The organism is Psychrobacillus sp. 05T411 (genome assembly GCF_056396485.1).
The window spans coordinates 85,842-105,025 of the sequence record NZ_JBFTLO010000007.1 but is presented as its reverse complement, the minus strand read 5'-3'; the positions used below and the strand labels follow the sequence as shown (position 1 = coordinate 105,025).

Here is a 19,184-nt window from a genome sequence, read left to right as displayed (position 1 = left end):
CATCACGCTCTCAATTCGATAACGGCTTCAAACCGGCATTTGCTACTATTAGTTCACAAATGCTGCTCATGGGCTACCTTCAAATGGCGATTAACAGAAACATTTCAGCAAATTGTTTCCTTTCTTTTGATAACCAAGTCATTTTACTCTTCCCATTCATTGCATCATTATTTAGTTGTCAATATTGTACCTAATCTTATCATATGTCGTCAAGTCAAGTCTCGTGAAAGGAGAATATTATGAAAAGAAAAGGCTATAATCCTTATTTACTACCTGATTGGCTTCGCAGAACACGGTTTTATTGTAAAGGTGTTATTATTCCCATTTGTGGTTTTCAAGTAATACGTGTTTTAATCGTCCCTACCACATGGGACATCTTAATCCTTGTTTTTTTACTCTTCCTCTGTTTTTTGTTTTACAGAGACATAATTTGATGGATAGGAAATCTTGGAGTAGCCATCATCCAAATCCAAAATGAATTGAAGTTCTGACTCTTCTATTTTTGTCTGATCGCTTTCGGGTGTTTCCTTTGTTTCCTTTGTTGCTGTTGTTTCTTTTGTTTCTTTTGTTTCTTTTGTTTCTTTTGTTTCTTTTGTTTCTTTTATTTCTTTTATTTCTTTTTCTTCGGATATCGGTTCCAGTTCTATTTTTTTCTCAATCTCAATTTCAATTTCTACTTCTTCTTGATTGGGACCTTCGAATTCGCAATGAACAGACCATGCAATTTCAATTGCTGCATGCTCTGCTGTTTTCGCCTTCACATGTTGAACGTTTAAAGTAGGTGAACTGCCTGCACGTATTTTATCCTTGGAAATTTCTACACTCATTGGTACAGCATATTCAAAATAACCTACTTCGCCCTGTACATCTAAATCTTCAATTTGTGTTACATCACTCGTAGCATGATGTGCATGTTCACCTTCTTCAAATTCAACATGACAGGTAATGTGGTAAATCCCCACTATTTGAATCGATTCCTCTGTTTCTTGTTGTTCGAATTGTGGAGTAACTGCCACCGTTCTTATTTCTTTTGGTACACCAAAGCTTGCAGGAAAAAGAAACTGCTCTTTTACATCCCAATTTTTTGCTTCCATTTGTCATCCTCCTTCATATAGGACAACTTATGAAAAATTAGGGTAGAATAGAACACTGTTTTACTTACGGGTCTGGTCCTCTACGAGTTGCTTCCATTCAGACCAATCTGAAAATCTTGGAATTGTCAGATGCTTATTATAAGATTGTGTTTTCACATATACTTTCGTTTTGCAATCATTTAGTGTGTTTAACACATCCGGTTTATCATCGAAATAATAATCCAGCTGTAATTTTTGAATAATCATCACTTTTTCTTGATCTTTCATTCCACAATAGAAGTTTTCATCTTTTACTGGAAACCCTTGTTCTCTTAACCAGGTTTTAGTACGTTCTCCATGTTCGGACGGTCTTGCCGTTATATAAAAAACTTCATGTCCAGCCGTCGTTAATTGCTGCAACATTTCCACTGCATCTGGATAAGGCGGACAATCGGTATAATATATATCTTCCAACGAGTTATTCCACATGTGAGACCCTTCTTCAGAAGTCATTCCAAAAGGCTCGTGGATTTCCACCTTATTTAATGCATGAAAAATATCCAGCGCAATATGTTGATTTAATTTTTGATTATAAAGTTGAAAAGCATGTTCACGGAGATTGATCAATGTATCATCAATATCGAACCCAAATCTCATTTCATTATCCCTCATTTATATACTGGATATCCAACAAATTTAAAATCTTTCCCGATTTTTACAATGTCTGTATCCACTAGTTCTACTGCGTCACCCATACTTTCAATTCCAGTGCCTCCCAGAAATGAAGGGGCATTTTTTCCACCAATTAATTTCGGTGCAATGTAAATAACCGCTTTATCGATTAAATTATTTTCTAAAAAGGCGGCGTTAATCGTACCTCCACCTTCAATAAGTAAAGAGGAGATCGATTTTTCTCCTAAAATCGTTACGACTTCAAGTGGATTAACATGCTTCGGATCAGATGTGTGAAAAATAGAAACACCTAATTTTTCTAAAGCAGCTTTCTTTTCTTCGTCATAGTTTGCACTTGTAAAAATCCACGTATCGGCAAGCTTATCTGTGACTAATTTCGATTCAAGTGGGATTCTTAAAGCGGAATCTAGCACCACTCGAAGTGGATTTCGGCCATTTGGGATTCGTGTCGTTAACTCAGGATTATCTGCAATGACCGTGTTAACGCCTACTAATATAGCCATATGTTCATTACGTAAATGATGCACATCATGTCTCGCATCTTCTGAAGTAATCCATTTACTATGTCCTGTATAGGAAGCAATTTTACCATCTAGTGTAATACCTGATTTTAGCGTAACGAAAGGTTTATTTTCAACGATGAATTTATTAAAGACTTCATTCATTTTACGTGAAGCTTCTTCTTCCACACCAACAATTACATCAATACCCGCATCTTCTAGGATTTTGACTCCTCGTCCTGATACAAGGGGATTAGGGTCTAATGTCGCAATGACAACCTTTTGTATCCCTGCTTGTACGATTGCCTCTGCACATGGACCAGTTCTGCCGTGATGAGAACAAGGCTCAAGTGTTACATAAATGGTAGCCCCTGCTGTTTTATCCCCTGCCATTCTTATCGCATGAACTTCCGCATGGGGCTCTCCCGCTTTCATATGAGCTCCTACACCAACGATTCGATTCTCATTGACAATGACTGCACCAACGAGTGGATTAGGATCTGTTTGTCCTTTCATCGCTTGCGCGTTTTGAAGCGCGAGATTCATATAAAAAGCATGATTAGTCATGTAAAAATGTACCTTCTTCCTCCAAATGTCCTGAACGATTGATCTTCGTTTGTAAATAACTTTCATTATATTCAGAGACATCACCCCATAAAGGCGTGCGACCAGACACTGACAATCCTGCATCTTTCAATGCTTTTAATTTTTTCGGATTGTTCGTAATTAACGTCACCGGTTTTGAACGCAATGCTTTTAATACTTCAATGGCATCACTATAATTTCTAGAATCATCTACAAATCCTAGTTTTTCATTTGCTTCTACTGTATCCGAACCATTTTCTTGAAGGATATAAGCCATGGCTTTGCTGAATAAACCAATTCCTCTACCTTCATGGTTTGCTAAATAGAATAGTGCACCTGAACCATTGTCCACAATCATTTGCATCGATTGTTTTAATTGGAAGCCACAGTCACAACGTTTGCTTCCGAAAATGTCGCCTGTATGACAAATGGAATGCATACGAATTAACGCTTCTGCATCATTCTGGAAATCTCCGTATACAAGCACACTCGATTGTTGATACTCCGCCAGGTTAGCAGAAGATAAATTATCAATGATTTGCCCAATATCTTCTGTTTCTTCCTTGCTATTTAACCAGCAGTACCACTGGAAAATGACTGTTTCTCCGTGTAAATTAACAGGGAGTCGGATAGGTCCGACTAAATAGATAGAACCTTCTTCTGCTTTTAGTACTTTAATTTTATCTTTTAAAACATTAATAGCGTTATTTGTAGCAGTTTGCACATTGACCATGCTATATTCCTCTTTTCTTGTAACTAAATTACGTTTTCATCTATATTATTCTTTGTAGATTACTTTTCGTAAGCAATTATATTTTAGTAATCGCGATATGTCAAATAAGTCGTTCTAAAAACATAATGGGCAGACATGGCTGAATAGCTGTGTTATGCATTATAAGGATAATGCGTGGTAATGAGTTAGATGAGGTGTCCGCTGGGATTTTCGCTGCAGGTCGGACGCTTTCCATGGGGTGAGCGATGAACCTTCACCGCCGCTAGCGCGTACGATGTGAAGTCTCATCTTGCTCACTTAATCCCATTGGAGTCGCCGCCCTGCAGTGAAAATCAATGGAAATTGCCCAATTATCCATACCATCCCATTAAAAAACAAAATTTCAACCAGTTATTCCATTGAATTCATCCAATAAATGGCTTAGGGCAACCAACCGATCACTGGGAGCAACCAGTTCTACTACGAAAGCAACTAAATCAGCATGAGAGCAACCAAATTACTCGTGAAAGCAACCAATTTTTAAAATGGCAAGTTTTACTAGGATTGAGACGTATTATTGGGATAGCGCATCTTATTAACCGCTAAGATTTTCACTGCCGGGAGGACGACTTCCACTGGGTGAAGTGTAAATTAATAGAATTTGCATACTTATCAGTGCAGACCAGTTGAAAAAACAAAACTTTACCCACTTTTTCCATTGCATGCATCCAGTAAATGGCTTAGGGCAACCAACCGGTGACTGGGAGCAACCAGTTCTACTACGAAAGCAACTAAATCAATACGAGAGCAACCAAATTACTCGTGAAAGCAACCAATTCTCAAAATGGCTCTTTACTTGATGTAAGACAACCATAATTCCGACATATTATAGGAAATATATGTCTTAAAGCCCATCGAACACGCTGGCCGGCATCTACTCGACTAGTTTGTCGTGTGCAGCTGCCTTATTGTCGCGTTCGCAGTGGATATTGTCTCGTTCAACCATTTATTGTTAATATGGGATCTCAATAATTTGGCAATTTCCATTGATTTTCGCTACAGGCGGCGACTCCAGTGGGATCAAGTGAGTAAGATGAGACTTCACAACGTACGCGCAAGCGGCGGTGAAGGCTCATCACTCACCCCACGGAAAGCGTCCGCACTGCAGCGAAAATCACAGCGGACACTTTATTCACCTCACTACCACTCAGTTTCCCTATATAACGATACCATCTACTATTTAATTCTCTTTAAGATAATACAAAGGACCTTGCATTTACAAGGCCCTTCGTCTTTATCTTGCTAGTTTTTCAAATACAGTGTGGAATGCTTGTACTGTTTTTTCGATATGTGCTTCGGTATGTGCACTTGATAAGAACAAGCCTTCAAATTGAGAAGGCGGTAAATAAATACCTTCTTCCGCCATTAGACGGAAATACTGAGCGAATAGCTCTAAATCGGATGTTTTCGCTGTATCAAAATTTATGACGTCTTCATTTGTTAAAAAGAATCCAATCATCGAACCTGCACGATTGACCGTGTGTGGAATATTATATTTTGTTGCTGCTTCACGGAAGCCTTTTTCTAATTGGTCACCTAGTTTAATGAAATACTCATAGGAACCTTCATTTAAACGGGTAAGTGTTTCGTATCCTGCTGTCATTGCAAGTGGATTTCCAGAAAGTGTTCCCGCTTGATATACAGGTCCACTCGGAGCAATCATCTCCATTATTTCACGCTTCCCACCGAAAGCTCCAACCGGTAGACCGCCACCGATTACTTTTCCAAGACAAGTTAAATCTGGTGTAATCCCATAATAACCTTGTGCGCAATGATAACCAACACGGAATCCAGTCATTACCTCATCAAATATTAACACAGTTCCATGTTTTTCTGTTAACTCTCGAAGACCTTCTAAAAAGCCTTCAATTGGTGGAACAACTCCCATATTTCCTGCTACAGGTTCTACAATAACTGCTGCTAAATCATCACCAAAGTTCTCGAATACATGACGCACGCTTTCTAAGTCATTATAAGGTACCGCAATCGTATTTTTCGCAATTGACTCAGGAACACCAGGGCTATCTGGTAAACCAAGTGTAGCGACTCCAGAACCAGCTTTAATAAGCAGGCTATCACCATGACCGTGATAACTACCTTCAAACTTCAATATTTTATTTCTTCCTGTATACCCGCGTGCTAAACGAAGTGCGCTCATCGTTGCTTCCGTCCCAGAAGAAACCATTCGCACCATTTCGATAGACGGAACTCGTTCCATAACAAGTTTGGCCAATTTGTTTTCGATTAAAGTCGAAGCTCCAAAGCTTGTACCAGTTTCGGCTACAGCTTGAATCGCTTTTACTACATTCGGTTCTGTATGACCTAGAATAAGTGGACCCCAAGATAATACATAGTCGATGTATTCATTGCCATCTATGTCTGTTAAAATAGCGCCTTTCCCACTTGCCATGAAAATTGGATCCATGTCTACGGATTTAAACGCACGCACTGGACTATTTACTCCACCTGGCATTAATTTTTGTGCTTCTGTAAACGCTTGTTTAGATAAGTCATATGATTTTGTCATTATTTCTCCTCCAACCAACGTGCTACGTCTTTTGCATGATAGGTTAAAATCATATCTGCTCCGGCACGTTTCATTCCTGTTAACGTTTCTAGTACTGTTTCTTTCTCATTAATCCAACCATTAATAGCAGCGGCTTTAACCATTGCATATTCGCCACTTACATTATAAGCAACGATTGGTGCATCGAAGTTATTTTTTACATCACGAATTATGTCTAAGTAAGCAAGTGCTGGCTTTACGATTAACATATCTGCACCTTCTTCGATATCAGAAGTTGCTTCGCGAATTGCTTCCATACGATTCGAGTAATCCATTTGATATGTTTTACGGTCTCCAAATTTCGGTGCGCCGTCTGCAGCTTCACGGAACGGACCATAGTATGCAGAAGCATATTTCACTGCATAAGACATAATTGGTACATCCGCAAATCCTGCTGCGTCTAAGCCATGACGAATAGCAGTAACAAAGCCGTCCATCATATTCGAAGGCGCAATAATATCTGCACCTGCTTCCACTTGGCTAATAGCTGTTTTAGCTAACAAATCAAGGGATGGGTCATTTAAAATTCGCTCATCTGCATCGACTACACCACAATGCCCATGATCTGTGAACTCGCATAGACAAGTATCTGCAATGATTACTAAATGAGGATGACGTTCTTTTATAAAACGAATTGCCTTTTGAACAATACCGTGATCATGATACGCTTGTGTTCCAACTGCATCTTTCTCTGCAGGTAATCCAAATAAGATAACAGAAGGAATTCCTAATGAAGCTACTTCGTCTATTTCTTCTCCTAAACGATCAAGAGAAAATTGAAATACACCAGGCATAGAAGCTACTGGGTTTTTAATATTTTCCCCATCCATAACGAAGATCGGGTAGATTAAATCTTCTTTATGTAAATACGTTTCTTTGACCATTGCTCTTATACCAGCCGTTTTTCTTAATCGACGGTGACGTTGAAATACTAATTCTGTCATTGCACTCTTCCTTTCCAATCTGCTAATTTATTTACTACATCTAGCAATGTATACGTTTCTGGCATGACTTGAACAGTCGCGCCTAATGATTCTAAGTAGTTTTTCGTAATATGGCCAATTGTACATATTGTAAATCGGTCATAGCCTGTATGAACGCCTATATTTCGATGAAATACACTTGCAGTAGATGGACTTGTAAAAACGAGCGAACAACTTTCTCCACTTTCTAAAAGTGTCCGAACTTGTTCCAAATTCTCATCTACTTCTACTGTTTCGTATATAGTCCATGTATCGATTACATTTGGTAACCCGTCAACAAGCGTGCTTTTTGCAAGATTCCCTTTTAAAAATATACAGCTTTCATGTGCAGCCGAAACTGCTGGAAACTCTTTTACAAACACATCTGCACTAAAAATAGTAGGTGTAAAACTTACATGAAAGCCTAAACTTTCTATTGCACATGCAGTTTTCGAGCCAACAACTGCAATTTTCGCCTTCAAGGAAGAAGTTTCTATTTCGAACTGCTTTACTTTAGAGTAAAATGCATGAACGCTACTTTGGCTTGTAAAAATGAGCCAATCATATTCGTAGCAAGCGAGTAATTTCTCCCTGTCATCTAATGTCATAATCTCTTGTGTCGTTATTACAGGAGCAATTACTGGATTTCCTCCTAATCGTAGCGTTAAATCCACTGCGTCAGATGATCGTAATATCCCAGTAAAAATGACGTGCTCGTCTTGTAAAGGCTTTAGCTTAGACATTTAAATCTGCCTTTACTTGTTGGATTAGATCATATGCTCCTTGCTCTGTAACTAGGCGTGCTACTTCTTTTCCTACTGTTTCTGCGTCTGTACCAGTTACTACTTCTTTATACACAACGGATGCATCTGGAGCCGCAACTAATCCGGTCAGTGTAATTTCATCCCCACTAATAACTGCATGTCCTGCTATAGGAACTTGACAACCCCCATCCATTGCAGCTAAAAATGCACGCTCTGCATGTACAGCATCCCAAGTTTCTTTATCTGAAAGCTTTGCAAGCTCTGCCAATAATTCTGCATCATCTTCACGACATTCAATCGCTAAAGACCCTTGCCCCACTGCTGGAACACAATCTTCTTGTGACAAATATTCTGTTACTACTTCATCACTCCAGCCAAGACGCTTTAGACCCGCTGCAGCTAAAATAATCGCGTCATATTCGCCATCTTGAAGCTTTTGAAGTCTCGTATCTACATTTCCACGGATCCATTTAATCTCTATATCTGGACGCATTAATAACAGTTGAGCACTTCTTCGTAAACTGCTCGTACCAATGATAGCTCCTTTTGGTAGTTCCGCAAACTTCACATGACCTGTCGAGATAAATGCATCTCGCTCATCCACTCGTTTAGGAGTACATCCCATCACTAAACCTGGTGGCAATACAGAAGGCATATCTTTCATACTATGTACAGCAAAATCGATTTCTTTGTCGTATAATGCTTGCTCAATTTCTTTTACAAAAAGACCTTTTCCACCAACTTTAGATAATGTCACATCTAAAATTTGATCCCCTTTTGTCACAATCTCTTTTACTTCAAATTCAAAAGGTGCTCCCATATCTTTCATCTGTTGTATAAACCAATTTGTTTGTGTTAAAGCTAACTTACTTCTTCTTGAACCTACAATAATTTTACGCATAACTTCGCTACCTTCCTTTTCTTTAATACCATAAATGGAATTGTGAGAATTGACTTCCTAATAAAAAATTGATCAAGACAAATAAAAATGCATATATATGTACCCATGCGAAGTTTGTCCCTGAAAATCTGGCTCGTTTTTTTATTACTAAAACAACAATATATATTACCAATAGAATAAAAGAACTAACGATTTTAAAATCAACGATAGAAAATACATCTAACGATACATATGCCCATTCTAACCCAAGAACTAAACTTACAAACAGCAGAGGGACTCCTACAATAATAGATAATGTCATCCCTGATTCAGCTTGTTGTAAAGATGGTAATCTAGAAAACTGTTTTGTCCATTTTTTCTTTTTTAGTACACGATATAATATTAAGTATAATGTCGAAAAAACAAAGGATAAAGAAAAAGCTACATATGCTAATAATGCAAATGTAATATGAATAAATAATAATTCAGATCGTAGCGTATCACCAACAGCAGACTGTTCAATTTGATTTGGTGCAAAGGTATGAATCGTCATAAAGATAAATCCAATAACATTCAAAAAGAATGCTGGCAAATCTAAGCGAAATACTATTTGCAAAACTAAGGACAATATGATGATTAACCATGCATAAAAATAGATTCCTTCAAACAAGGATAATATCGGAAATCGCCTTGTTTCGACTATATACAACACTAAAAATACCGTTTGCAATATCCAAACAACGGAAAGTAGCCGCACAGCAATTCGGTGTGCATGACGATCTTTATTCAAATAATCAATAAAATAAAAAACAAGACTAACGGATTGGAGGACKACCATTATCTCGTGTAGCCGTGTCATCGTCAAATCAGCCATATCTAATCTCCCTCTATATAATAAAAAGGTGCTTTATATATCTATTAGTTACCATACAGATATAAAAAACACCTCCTTTTCTTTGTTAAAAGGATAAATTTCCTTTTAAATTTTGAGACTCCAATAAAGAGCTTTTTAAACTGATTTTTGCTTTTTGAGCTTGTTCGATTATTTCACTTTGCACATCTTCTTCAATTCCAAAAATCTGTTGGAATAATTGAAGCTGTTCAACCGAATCCTTTGCAGTGGATAATTCTTTCACTTGCAAAATTGGCTCTTTCAAAAGCTGATTGATAATGGATTTCGTATGCTTGTTTAAAATTTTTCGCTCGCGTTCTGTTAAATCAGGCATTTTATTTTCTATAGAAACCATTGTTTCGGTTTGTATTTTGTTTGCTTTTTGACGAAGTGCTGAAATAATTGGGACCACTCCAAGAGTCGCTATCCAATCATTAAATTGTTCAATTTCTGTTCCAATCATTTGGTTAATCTGTTTAGCAGCTCGTTCACGTTCTGCTAAATTTGCTTCGACAATTCCTTGTAAATCATCGATATCATATAAAAAGACATTCGGTAAATCACCAATTCTTGGATCTAAATCACGTGGTACTGCAATATCTACCATAAAAAGTGGTTTTCCTTTGCGTAATCGTTCTACAAACTGCATTAATTCGAAATCGATGACGAATTCTGTGGCACCTGTTGAACTGATTAAAATATCTGCTTCCAATAGGGCGCATTGTAGCTCGTCCATTGGTTTGGCATTTCCATGGAATTTCTCTGCAAGTTCTTTCGCCTTTTCAAAAGTACGGTTAATCACCGTTACTTTTTCTGCACCACTACCGTGCAAGTTTTGAATAGCAAGCTCGCCCATTTTTCCAGCACCTAAAATGACTATATGTTTAGACTTAAGCGTACCGAAAATTTTCTTTCCTAGCTCTACTGCAGCATAAGAAACTGAGACAGCATTTTCACCAATAGCTGTTTCGGAATGTGCACGTTTTGCGAATGTCACCGCTTGTTTGAATAGTTGGTTGAAAACGGTTCCGGTTGTGCCATTTTCTTGCCCATTTAGAAAACTTTTTCTCACTTGGCCTAAAATTTGGGTCTCACCAAGTACCATTGAGTCGACTCCTGCTGTAACACGGAATAGATGATTATTGGCTTCGTTATCTTCATGGATAAATAAATAGCTAGATAAATCTTCCAATGGTATATCAAACCAATTCGCTAAAAATTGTTTGACATAATATTTACCTGTATGTAATTGATCCACAGTCGCGTATATTTCTGTACGATTACAAGTAGATACAATAACATTTTCAAGTATGCTTTTTTGTCCTTGTAGTGCCCGCATTGCGTTCGGCAGCTCTGTTTCGACAAAAGATAACTTTTCTCGAATTTCAACTGGAGCAGTACGGTAATTGACACCTACCACGATTGTATGCATGGAATCATGTCTCCCCTTCACGTTCATTTCATTAGCCCTATTATAGCATAGCCCATCCACATGTTTTAAACCATTTGTGAACAAGCTATGAAATGTTAATTAGAATGATTATAAAATAATATTAACAAACAACCTTCCCTATTTCAAGGCAATAGCTCGTAATCGAAATTTGCAGAAAATTAGCAACAAAAAAGATTATGTAGAGATATATTACCCTACATAATCTTTTTTAATCACCTATGCAATCGGACTAGTACAAATGGATTACATTCTGCTTTCAATTTCTGCCCAAGCAGCGTCAAAGCCTAGTCCTGTTTCAGAAGAAAATACGACAAGCGGATCACCTTTTTCCATTTGTAGTTCTTCTTTAACGATTTTTTTATGCTTGTCCCATTTACCTTTAGGAATTTTATCGGCTTTTGTAGCAACGACGATACATGGAATATTATAATGCTTTAAAAAATCATACATCATACAATCATCTGCTGTTGGAGGATGACGTAAATCTACAAGTAGCACGACTGCTTTTAACACATTGCGAGAGGTAAAATACGTTTCAATCATTTTACCCCACGCTGCACGTTCCGATTTAGATACTTTCGCATAACCATACCCAGGTACATCTACAAACAGTAAATCTTCCTCTAATTTATAAAAATTTAATGTTTGTGTTTTCCCTGGCTTGGATGATATACGCGCCATGCTTTTTCGACCGATCATTTTATTAATGAAAGATGATTTCCCAACATTCGAACGTCCTGCTAATGCGAATTCTGGTAAATCTCCTTCTGGATATTGCGCTGGTCTTACAGCACTTATAAGTAGCTCTACATTGTTTATTTTCATTTTATTGTCTCCTCCAATGCTAATTGAAGCACCTCTTGCGCATCGGAAACAAAATGAAATGTTAATACTTCACGAACACTTTCTGGAATATCTTCAATATCACGTTCATTATCTTTTGGGCAAATAATCGTTGTTAACCCCGCGCGATGTGCGCTTAATGTTTTTTCTTTCAATCCACCAATTGGTAATACTCTTCCTCTTAATGTCACTTCTCCAGTCATTCCAATTTCTCGTTTAATCGGACGTTTGGATAAAGCAGAAACAAGAGCCGTAACAATTGTAATTCCAGCAGACGGGCCATCTTTTGGAACTGCTCCTTCTGGTACGTGAATATGAATATCTTTGTTTTCATGGAATGACGGATCAATACCAAATTCCTCTGCTTTCGAGCGGACATAAGATAATGCCGTTTGAGCAGATTCTTTCATGACATCCCCGAGCTTCCCAGTTAGTTGAAGTTTTCCAGTTCCTGCAGACAAAGATACTTCAATTTGTAATGTATCGCCACCGACTGTTGTATATGCTAGTCCAGTTGCTACACCTATCTGATTTTCAGTCTCTGCTAAACCGTATCTGAATTTTCTTTTACCGATTGTATCTTCTAAATTTTTCGTTGAAATAGTTATCCGCTTCTTATCACCAGAAACGATTTGAAGTGCCGCTTTTCGGCAAACATTTGCTAGTACACGATTTAACCCACGTACACCCGCTTCTTGTGTAAAATGGCGGATAATATCAATAATTGCATCATCTTTCAATTGAAGCTGGGATTTAGTGAGGCCATGCTCTTTTATTTGCTTTGGTAGTAAATGGTTTTTGGCAATAGAAAGTTTCTCCATTTCCGTATATCCAGCCAGAGAAATAACTTCCATACGATCTCGTAATGGACCTGGTATCGTACTTAAATCATTGGCAGTAGCTATGAATAATACATTAGATAAATCATAGGTTTCTTCAATATAATGGTCACTAAATGTATTATTTTGCTCTGGATCTAACACTTCTAGCATTGCAGCAGAAGGGTCACCTCTGAAGTCATTTGACATTTTATCGATTTCATCTAACAAAAATAACGGATTGATCGTTCCAGCTTTTTTCATCCCTTGAATAATGCGGCCTGGCATTGCACCAACATACGTGCGGCGATGTCCACGAATTTCAGATTCATCGCGAACCCCACCTAATGAAATACGAACAAAGTTACGACCTAAAGATTCCGCAATAGACTTGGCAAGGGAAGTTTTCCCTACTCCAGGAGGTCCTACTAAACAAAGGATTGGCCCACGTAAAGATTTTGTCAATTGGCGAACAGCTAAATATTCTAAGATTCTTTCCTTTACGGACTCTAATCCTTCATGGTCTCGATTTAAAATTTCTTCCGAACGTTTAATATCCAATTGATCTTCTGTGGATTTCGACCAAGGAATGGAAACAATCCAATCGATGTAATTTCGAATAACGCCACTTTCTGGCGCCTGAGATGGTAATTTTTCATAGCGATTTAATTCTTTTAATACATTTTTTTTCGTTGTTTCAGGTAGACCCGCTTTTTCAATTCGTTTTTTCAACTCTGCAACTTCACCAGTTTTACCTTCTTTTTCCCCAAGCTCGGTTTGAATCGCTTTCATTTGCTCCCGAAGATAAAACTCTTTTTGTGTCCGTTCCATCGCATGTTTGACACGAGTATGAATCTTTTGTTCTAAATTTAATATTTCTTGTTCATTGTATAACCGGGCGATTAATGTTTCTAACCGCTCTTTTACATCCATTATTTCCAAAATCTCTTGCTTACCGGTAATTTTTAGAGGTAAATGAGATGCAATCATATCCGCTAAGCGACCAGGTTCCTCTATATCCACAACGGCATTATATGTTTCTTCGGAGACGCTTTTAGATACTTTTGAATACTTTTCAAAATTATGTAGTAACGTACGCATAAGCGCTTCTTCTTCTTGATCTGCTTTTTCCGGTTCAATATATGCAGACACAGTTACTTCATCAAACGTATCTGTTTTTTTATAATCATCCCAAATCGCACGTTGTACACCTTCTACTAAAACACGCATTGTTCCATTTGGGAGCTTCACCATTTGTTTAACAGTTGCAATTACACCCACATCATATAAGTCTTCCATAATTGGTTGTTCTAAGGTCATATCTCTTTGTGCCGATAAAAACAATTTTTCTTCACGTAACATCGCTTCGTTTAAAGCTGCAATAGAACGCTCGCGCCCAATATCGATATGAAGAATCATTGTTGGAAATACTAATAACCCTCTTAGAGGCAGTACTGGATAATATGTCATATTTTTGTTTGTCATTTTGGGAAGTCACCTCCAACTTATTCTGTCCGAATCGTATAATAAAAATACGGTTCAATCTCTCTACATCGGTCTTCCCTATTTTCCCAAAAGAAAACGTAAGAAGAAAAAGCTGACATCCTTGCTTGCGCTAAGCACGCGCAGATTGGAAGCCAGCTTATATTAACACTCCGTTATGCAGATGTTTTTTCGTTATCTTTTTCTAATTCAGTGCCGTCTTCTAACAATAGTCTTGGACGTGCTTTTTCTGTAATAGCTTCTTTCGTGATGACACACTCTACAATATCTTCACGTGATGGTAATTCGTACATCACATCTAACATAATATTTTCAATGATAGAACGAAGACCACGTGCACCAGTTTTACGCTCAATTGCTTCTTTGGCAATTTCAATTAATGCATCATCTTCAAATGTCAACTTCACATTATCCAATTCAATCATTTTTTGATATTGCTTCACAAGTGCGTTTTTAGGCTCTGTTAAAATTTGTACAAGTGCTTCATTGTCAAGCTGCTCTAAGCTTGCAAGTACTGGTAAACGGCCGATAAACTCTGGAATTAGTCCAAATTTCAGTAAATCCTCTGGAATTAACTGACTAAGTACTGAACCTGCTTCTATTTCCACTTTGTTCGGATCGGCACCGAAACCAATTACTTTTTCACCTAGACGACGTTTTATAATTTGTTCGATTCCGTCAAATGCACCACCAACGATAAATAAAATATTCGTTGTATCAATTTGAATGAACTCTTGATGTGGATGCTTACGACCGCCTTGTGGTGGAACACTTGCTACAGTACCTTCTAATATTTTTAGAAGTGCCTGTTGAACACCTTCACCTGAAACGTCTCTAGTAATAGAAGGATTTTCAGATTTACGTGCTACTTTATCTATTTCATCGATATAAATAATCCCTTTTTCTGCTTTTTCAATATCGTAATCCGCAGACTGGATAAGTTTTAACAGAATGTTTTCAACATCTTCCCCAACATAGCCCGCTTCCGTTAAGGAAGTCGCATCTGCAATAGCAAATGGTACATTCAAAATACGTGCTAATGTTTGAGCTAGTAATGTTTTACCACTACCAGTAGGTCCTATTAGAACGATATTCGATTTAGAAAGTTCTACTTCATCGATTACACTATTTGAATTGATCCGTTTGTAATGGTTGTACACTGCAACAGCTAGTGATTTTTTTGCTCTTTCCTGCCCAATTACATACTCATCTAAAATAGATAAAATTTCTTTAGGTTTTGGAACTTCTTTAAACTCTACTTCTTCCTCGATACCAAGCTCTTCCTCTACAATTTCAGAACATAAATCGATACATTCATCACAAATATATACGCCTGGTCCTGCAACTAGCTTACGAACTTGTTCTTGTGGTTTTCCACAAAAAGAACATTTTAAGTTCCCTTTTTCATCATTGAATTTGAACAAAATATTCACCCCTATTCAAGCAATTATCTTACAAGATTCTCATTAAGTAATCAAATAATACGTTTATGTTTTATATCGCTGCAACCTATGTATGGTATAAAACAAGGCACAGACAAATTGCTGTACCTTGTTTTATATTATAACGCTTTCTTCACTTATTATGAAATTTTAGCGTTTTCTACTAAGAATTCAACTGTTTTTTGGAAACGAATGTCGTTTTCAAGTACTGCTGTACCACCAAGTGCGTTTTTAATATCCCCGGCAGCCATGTTGAATTGTGCAGCCATTTTTTCAAGCTCTGCATTTACATCTTCTTCAGTTGCTGTCAATCCTTCTTTTTCAGCAATTGCTTCAAGTGTTAAAGAAACTTTTACTCGGCTGTCTGCATCTTCTGCCATTTGAGCACGTAAAGCTGCTTCATCTTGACCTGAGAATTGATAATAAAGATCTAAGTTCATTCCTTGTTGCTCTAAACGTTGTCCAAACTCTTGAAGCATACGATCAGTTTCTGTCGCAATCATTGCTTCTGGAATGTCGATTGTTGCATTAGCTGCAGCTGCTTCTACTAAGTTGTCGCGAAGTGTTTGTGCTGCTAATTGTTTTTTCTCTTCAGCAGTAACTTCTTTTAGCTTTGCACGTAATGCATCGATACCTTCTACTTCTGCGTCGATTTCTTTTGCAAGTTCGTCGTTTAGTTCAGGAAGTTCTTTTCCTTTAACTTCTTTCACAGTTACTTTGAAAATTGCTTGTTTACCAGCTAGTTCAGCAGCATGGTATTCTTCTGGGAAAGTTACTTCTACGTCTTTTGACTCTCCAGTTTTTACACCTACTAATTGTTCTTCGAAACCTGGAATGAATGAGTTAGAACCGATTTCTAGTGGGTAGTCTGTTCCTGCTCCACCTTCAAATGCAACCTCATCAACGAAACCTTCAAAGTCGATTACAGCAGTATCGCCATCTACGATCGCATCTTCTTTTACAACTAATTCAGCTAAACGAGTTTGTTGGCTTTTTAGTTGCTCTTCGATTTCTTCGTCTGTAACAGCCTCGTCTAATTTAGTTACTTCTAAACCTTTGTAGTCTCCTAAAGTTACTTCTGGTTTTACAACAACTTTTGCAGTAAATACTAAAGGTTGTCCTTTTTCCATTGTTACGATATCGATTTCTGGTTGATCTACTGGGTCAATTCCAGCATCTTCAACTGCATGCCCATAAGCATGTGGAAGAATAATATCTAATGCATCTTGGAATAATGATTCCACACCATACATTTTTTCAAACATTTGACGTGGCATTTTTCCTTTACGGAAACCAGGTACATTAATTTGTTTTACTACTTTTTTAAATGCTTGGTCTAAACCTTTCGTAACTTCTGCTGCAGCGACTTCTACAGTTAATAAACCATTATTGCCTTCTTGTTTTTCCCATTTTACAGTCTGATCCATTGACATATATTCTACCTCCAAATAATAATTTACAATAATTTAGCACTATGCATATACGTATACAGCGCAGTTTTTCACTAATTATATTGACAACTTGTATATTATAGCATAGATGAATAGACTTTCAATACTATTAATACTCAGGTCCCTTCAGTCGAAGCTTCCAATAATTGAATCAACTCGTACAACTTATTCGGTTGTATACTTCCGTTTCCAAATAAAGAATCCACAAAATTTACATACGCTTGTGCAACTGATTCATCGCTATATCCTGCCCAATCGAATGGAAATAATGCATATGCATGGCTATGTATTAATCCTACCGTTAACTGCAATTTGGAAGGGTCTTTTTCTAATATGTTATGGAGATAACTTTTGACAAACTCTATTCGTTCCATCGCATTAGGACTCGGAGGCGAAGATGGATTCACTTTTTCTTTGAAGCCAAACTTTTCAATCAATATCTCAGTAGTCTCCCCATTAGAACCTAGAAGTAATAGTGCCAGCGTTTGAATAGCAGGGGGTACTTTTTTGCTTTGGGCAATTTCTATAATGTTAGGTATTACTTCAGTTACATCTTTGTGAAAAGCTTCTTGTAACAATGCTTCTTTCTCTATGAAGCTTAGTTTTAAGTACTCTTCTATTGCAAATTTTTGTTTATCGACACTGGGGTTAATATCATTGTCGTTTGTAAGAAAGTCCTCCTGCTCTTTCGCCAAACGCCCACTCAATTCTTTTAATTGCAGGAAATTTTTCTTTCTTTCATTCGTAAATCTTTTATCCACTAGTAATTTGTTTAATACACGATCAACTTCATAATAAGCCTTTAGGTCGAGTAAGATTGTTAAGTAAAGTTCCACGATTTGTTCGAATAAAGGCGATCTTTTTTTCAGCAAATTCTCACATATTTCTTTTGCTTCCTGTTGCCGATTAGTTTCCAACAAAGATAGTATGTATACACTTAATATCGCATCGTCTAGCTCAATATGTTCACTCGCCTGATCGAAGCAATTGGCTGCTGCTACATGATTATTTACTTCTGCAAAGGCTAACCCATCCGCAATTAACTTTTCAACCATTCCTGGAAAAAAGATAATATTTTCTTTTGTTTTTKGATTATGTTGCCTTTTTTTCATTTTACTCGCCTGCCTTTCTTTTCAATATATACCTATATACTATATCATGTTCACTTATTTTTCTATATCTCGTTAACTTTTATCTGAAAATTTCCACACTATTTTCCATTGAAGACGGACGCTTACTTACCACTAATATCAATCAGGTGAGTTTAAATTTTATAAAAAATAAAACATTGCATAAAAATCGGACCAACTGGATAGTCATAATCCAGTTGGCCTTTGATATCGTTTAAAGATGAAAATAGAAACTTTTAAGCAATTTGAGCACTTTGTGAAGCCACTAGTTCCTCATACAAGTGTAAATCTTCTTCATATAATTTTATATATGTTGAAAGGCTATGAGCTTTCACGGCCTCATAACTTTTTTCATCTACTATTTGAAATTTTTTATTAAGTAGTTCGGCATTTTCCCAAGCATTTTCTTCGAAAGTTATATTCATTTTATGTTCTTCAATAAGCATAGCAAGTAAATCTAAATTGTTATATAGCTCATATATTGAATGACTTTTTTTGGTATTATAAATCTCCAACGTACGTGACATTGAATCTAATAAAGCATGGCGATCCATTGCATGCCCTAATTCATGTATAGTAATTATTTGGATATATGATTCAAGTGAAATCGGTGTTCGCATTTCTTCACATACTTCGAGCAAACGATTCACATCAAACCCAACATAGTTTCCAATAAAATTATAGCTCATATTTATCCCTGAATTATCTTGTTTCAGTTCAACATCCATCCGAACATCGTGCATCGTGGAACTAATCAACTGGCAAATATATTTTTTTATATCTTTGTTTTTCATTCGTCTCTCTGCTTCTCCTCGCTCTTGGTGTAATAAACTTTCTCTAGTATATGTTAAAATCCA

At 37.1% G+C, this 19,184-nt stretch carries 16 protein-coding genes and 1 other annotated feature (1 of these 17 only partly in view); all 16 genes read right to left on the bottom strand.

The window, feature by feature from the left end; genetic code table 11:
- Window positions 1–169 (bottom strand) — a binding site (T-box leader); it reaches 58 nt to the left of the window's first position.
- A gap of 223 nt (window positions 170–392) precedes the next feature.
- The 16 genes from AC1DFT_RS07365 to AC1DFT_RS07290 all read right to left on the bottom strand — a co-directional run bounded on the left by AC1DFT_RS07365 (window position 393) and on the right by AC1DFT_RS07290 (window position 19,121).
- Window positions 393–1,094, bottom strand: coding sequence for a hypothetical protein (locus AC1DFT_RS07365; protein WP_477918545.1), 702 nt, complete (start codon window positions 1,092–1,094; stop codon window positions 393–395).
- A gap of 60 nt (window positions 1,095–1,154) precedes the next feature.
- Window positions 1,155–1,730 (bottom strand): 5' nucleotidase, NT5C type, encoded by a 576-nt coding sequence (locus tag AC1DFT_RS07360; protein ID WP_477918544.1) that lies wholly within the window; start codon window positions 1,728–1,730, stop codon window positions 1,155–1,157.
- A gap of 11 nt (window positions 1,731–1,741) precedes the next feature.
- Window positions 1,742–2,833 (bottom strand): bifunctional diaminohydroxyphosphoribosylaminopyrimidine deaminase/5-amino-6-(5-phosphoribosylamino)uracil reductase RibD, encoded by a 1,092-nt coding sequence (ribD, locus tag AC1DFT_RS07355; protein ID WP_477918543.1) that lies wholly within the window; start codon window positions 2,831–2,833, stop codon window positions 1,742–1,744.
- Window positions 2,826–3,584: a GTP cyclohydrolase II gene (locus AC1DFT_RS07350; RefSeq protein ID WP_477918542.1), complete on the bottom strand. Its 759-nt coding sequence runs from the start codon at window positions 3,582–3,584 to the stop codon at window positions 2,826–2,828. The genes ribD and AC1DFT_RS07350 overlap by 8 nt, the downstream gene beginning before the upstream one ends.
- Before the next feature lie 1,273 nt (window positions 3,585–4,857).
- Window positions 4,858–6,150, bottom strand: a complete 1,293-nt coding sequence (gene hemL, locus AC1DFT_RS07345; RefSeq protein WP_477918541.1) for a glutamate-1-semialdehyde 2,1-aminomutase — start codon at window positions 6,148–6,150, stop codon at window positions 4,858–4,860.
- Window positions 6,150–7,133, bottom strand: coding sequence for a porphobilinogen synthase (gene hemB, locus AC1DFT_RS07340; RefSeq protein ID WP_477918540.1), 984 nt, complete (start codon window positions 7,131–7,133; stop codon window positions 6,150–6,152). Before hemB ends, hemL begins: the two co-directional genes overlap by 1 nt.
- Entirely contained in the window at window positions 7,130–7,894 is a 765-nt protein-coding gene (locus AC1DFT_RS07335) for a uroporphyrinogen-III synthase (RefSeq protein ID WP_477918539.1), read from the bottom strand. Before AC1DFT_RS07335 ends, hemB begins: the two co-directional genes overlap by 4 nt.
- Window positions 7,887–8,816 (bottom strand): hydroxymethylbilane synthase, encoded by a 930-nt coding sequence (gene hemC, locus AC1DFT_RS07330; RefSeq protein ID WP_477918538.1) that lies wholly within the window; start codon window positions 8,814–8,816, stop codon window positions 7,887–7,889. The genes AC1DFT_RS07335 and hemC overlap by 8 nt, the downstream gene beginning before the upstream one ends.
- A 22-nt stretch (window positions 8,817–8,838) precedes the next feature.
- Window positions 8,839–9,669 (bottom strand): cytochrome C assembly family protein, encoded by an 831-nt coding sequence (locus AC1DFT_RS07325; RefSeq protein WP_477918537.1) that lies wholly within the window; start codon window positions 9,667–9,669, stop codon window positions 8,839–8,841.
- A gap of 85 nt (window positions 9,670–9,754) precedes the next feature.
- Window positions 9,755–11,119, bottom strand: coding sequence for a glutamyl-tRNA reductase (hemA, locus tag AC1DFT_RS07320; RefSeq protein WP_477918536.1), 1,365 nt, complete (start codon window positions 11,117–11,119; stop codon window positions 9,755–9,757).
- Between the two features lie 264 nt (window positions 11,120–11,383).
- Complete coding sequence (gene yihA, locus AC1DFT_RS07315; RefSeq protein ID WP_477918535.1) at window positions 11,384–11,965, bottom strand: ribosome biogenesis GTP-binding protein YihA/YsxC; 582 nt, start codon at window positions 11,963–11,965, stop codon at window positions 11,384–11,386.
- The gene (gene lon, locus AC1DFT_RS07310; protein WP_477918534.1) at window positions 11,962–14,286 is read right to left on the bottom strand and encodes an endopeptidase La; all 2,325 of its coding nucleotides are present in this window, start codon (window positions 14,284–14,286) and stop codon (window positions 11,962–11,964) included. The genes yihA and lon overlap by 4 nt, the downstream gene beginning before the upstream one ends.
- A 173-nt stretch (window positions 14,287–14,459) precedes the next feature.
- Window positions 14,460–15,728 (bottom strand): ATP-dependent protease ATP-binding subunit ClpX, encoded by a 1,269-nt coding sequence (clpX, locus tag AC1DFT_RS07305; protein ID WP_477918533.1) that lies wholly within the window; start codon window positions 15,726–15,728, stop codon window positions 14,460–14,462.
- 158 nt (window positions 15,729–15,886) lie between these two features.
- Entirely contained in the window at window positions 15,887–17,173 is a 1,287-nt protein-coding gene (gene tig, locus AC1DFT_RS07300; protein ID WP_477918630.1) for a trigger factor, read from the bottom strand.
- A 140-nt stretch (window positions 17,174–17,313) separates the two neighbouring features.
- A complete protein-coding gene (locus AC1DFT_RS07295; protein WP_477918532.1) occupies window positions 17,314–18,309 on the bottom strand; it encodes a hypothetical protein in 996 nt (331 codons plus the stop codon).
- 254 nt (window positions 18,310–18,563) lie between these two features.
- Window positions 18,564–19,121 carry an integrase gene (locus AC1DFT_RS07290; RefSeq protein ID WP_477918531.1) on the bottom strand — a complete coding sequence of 186 codons (558 nt, stop codon included), beginning with the start codon at window positions 19,119–19,121 and terminating at the stop codon, window positions 18,564–18,566.
- Window positions 19,122–19,184 lie beyond the last annotated feature (63 nt).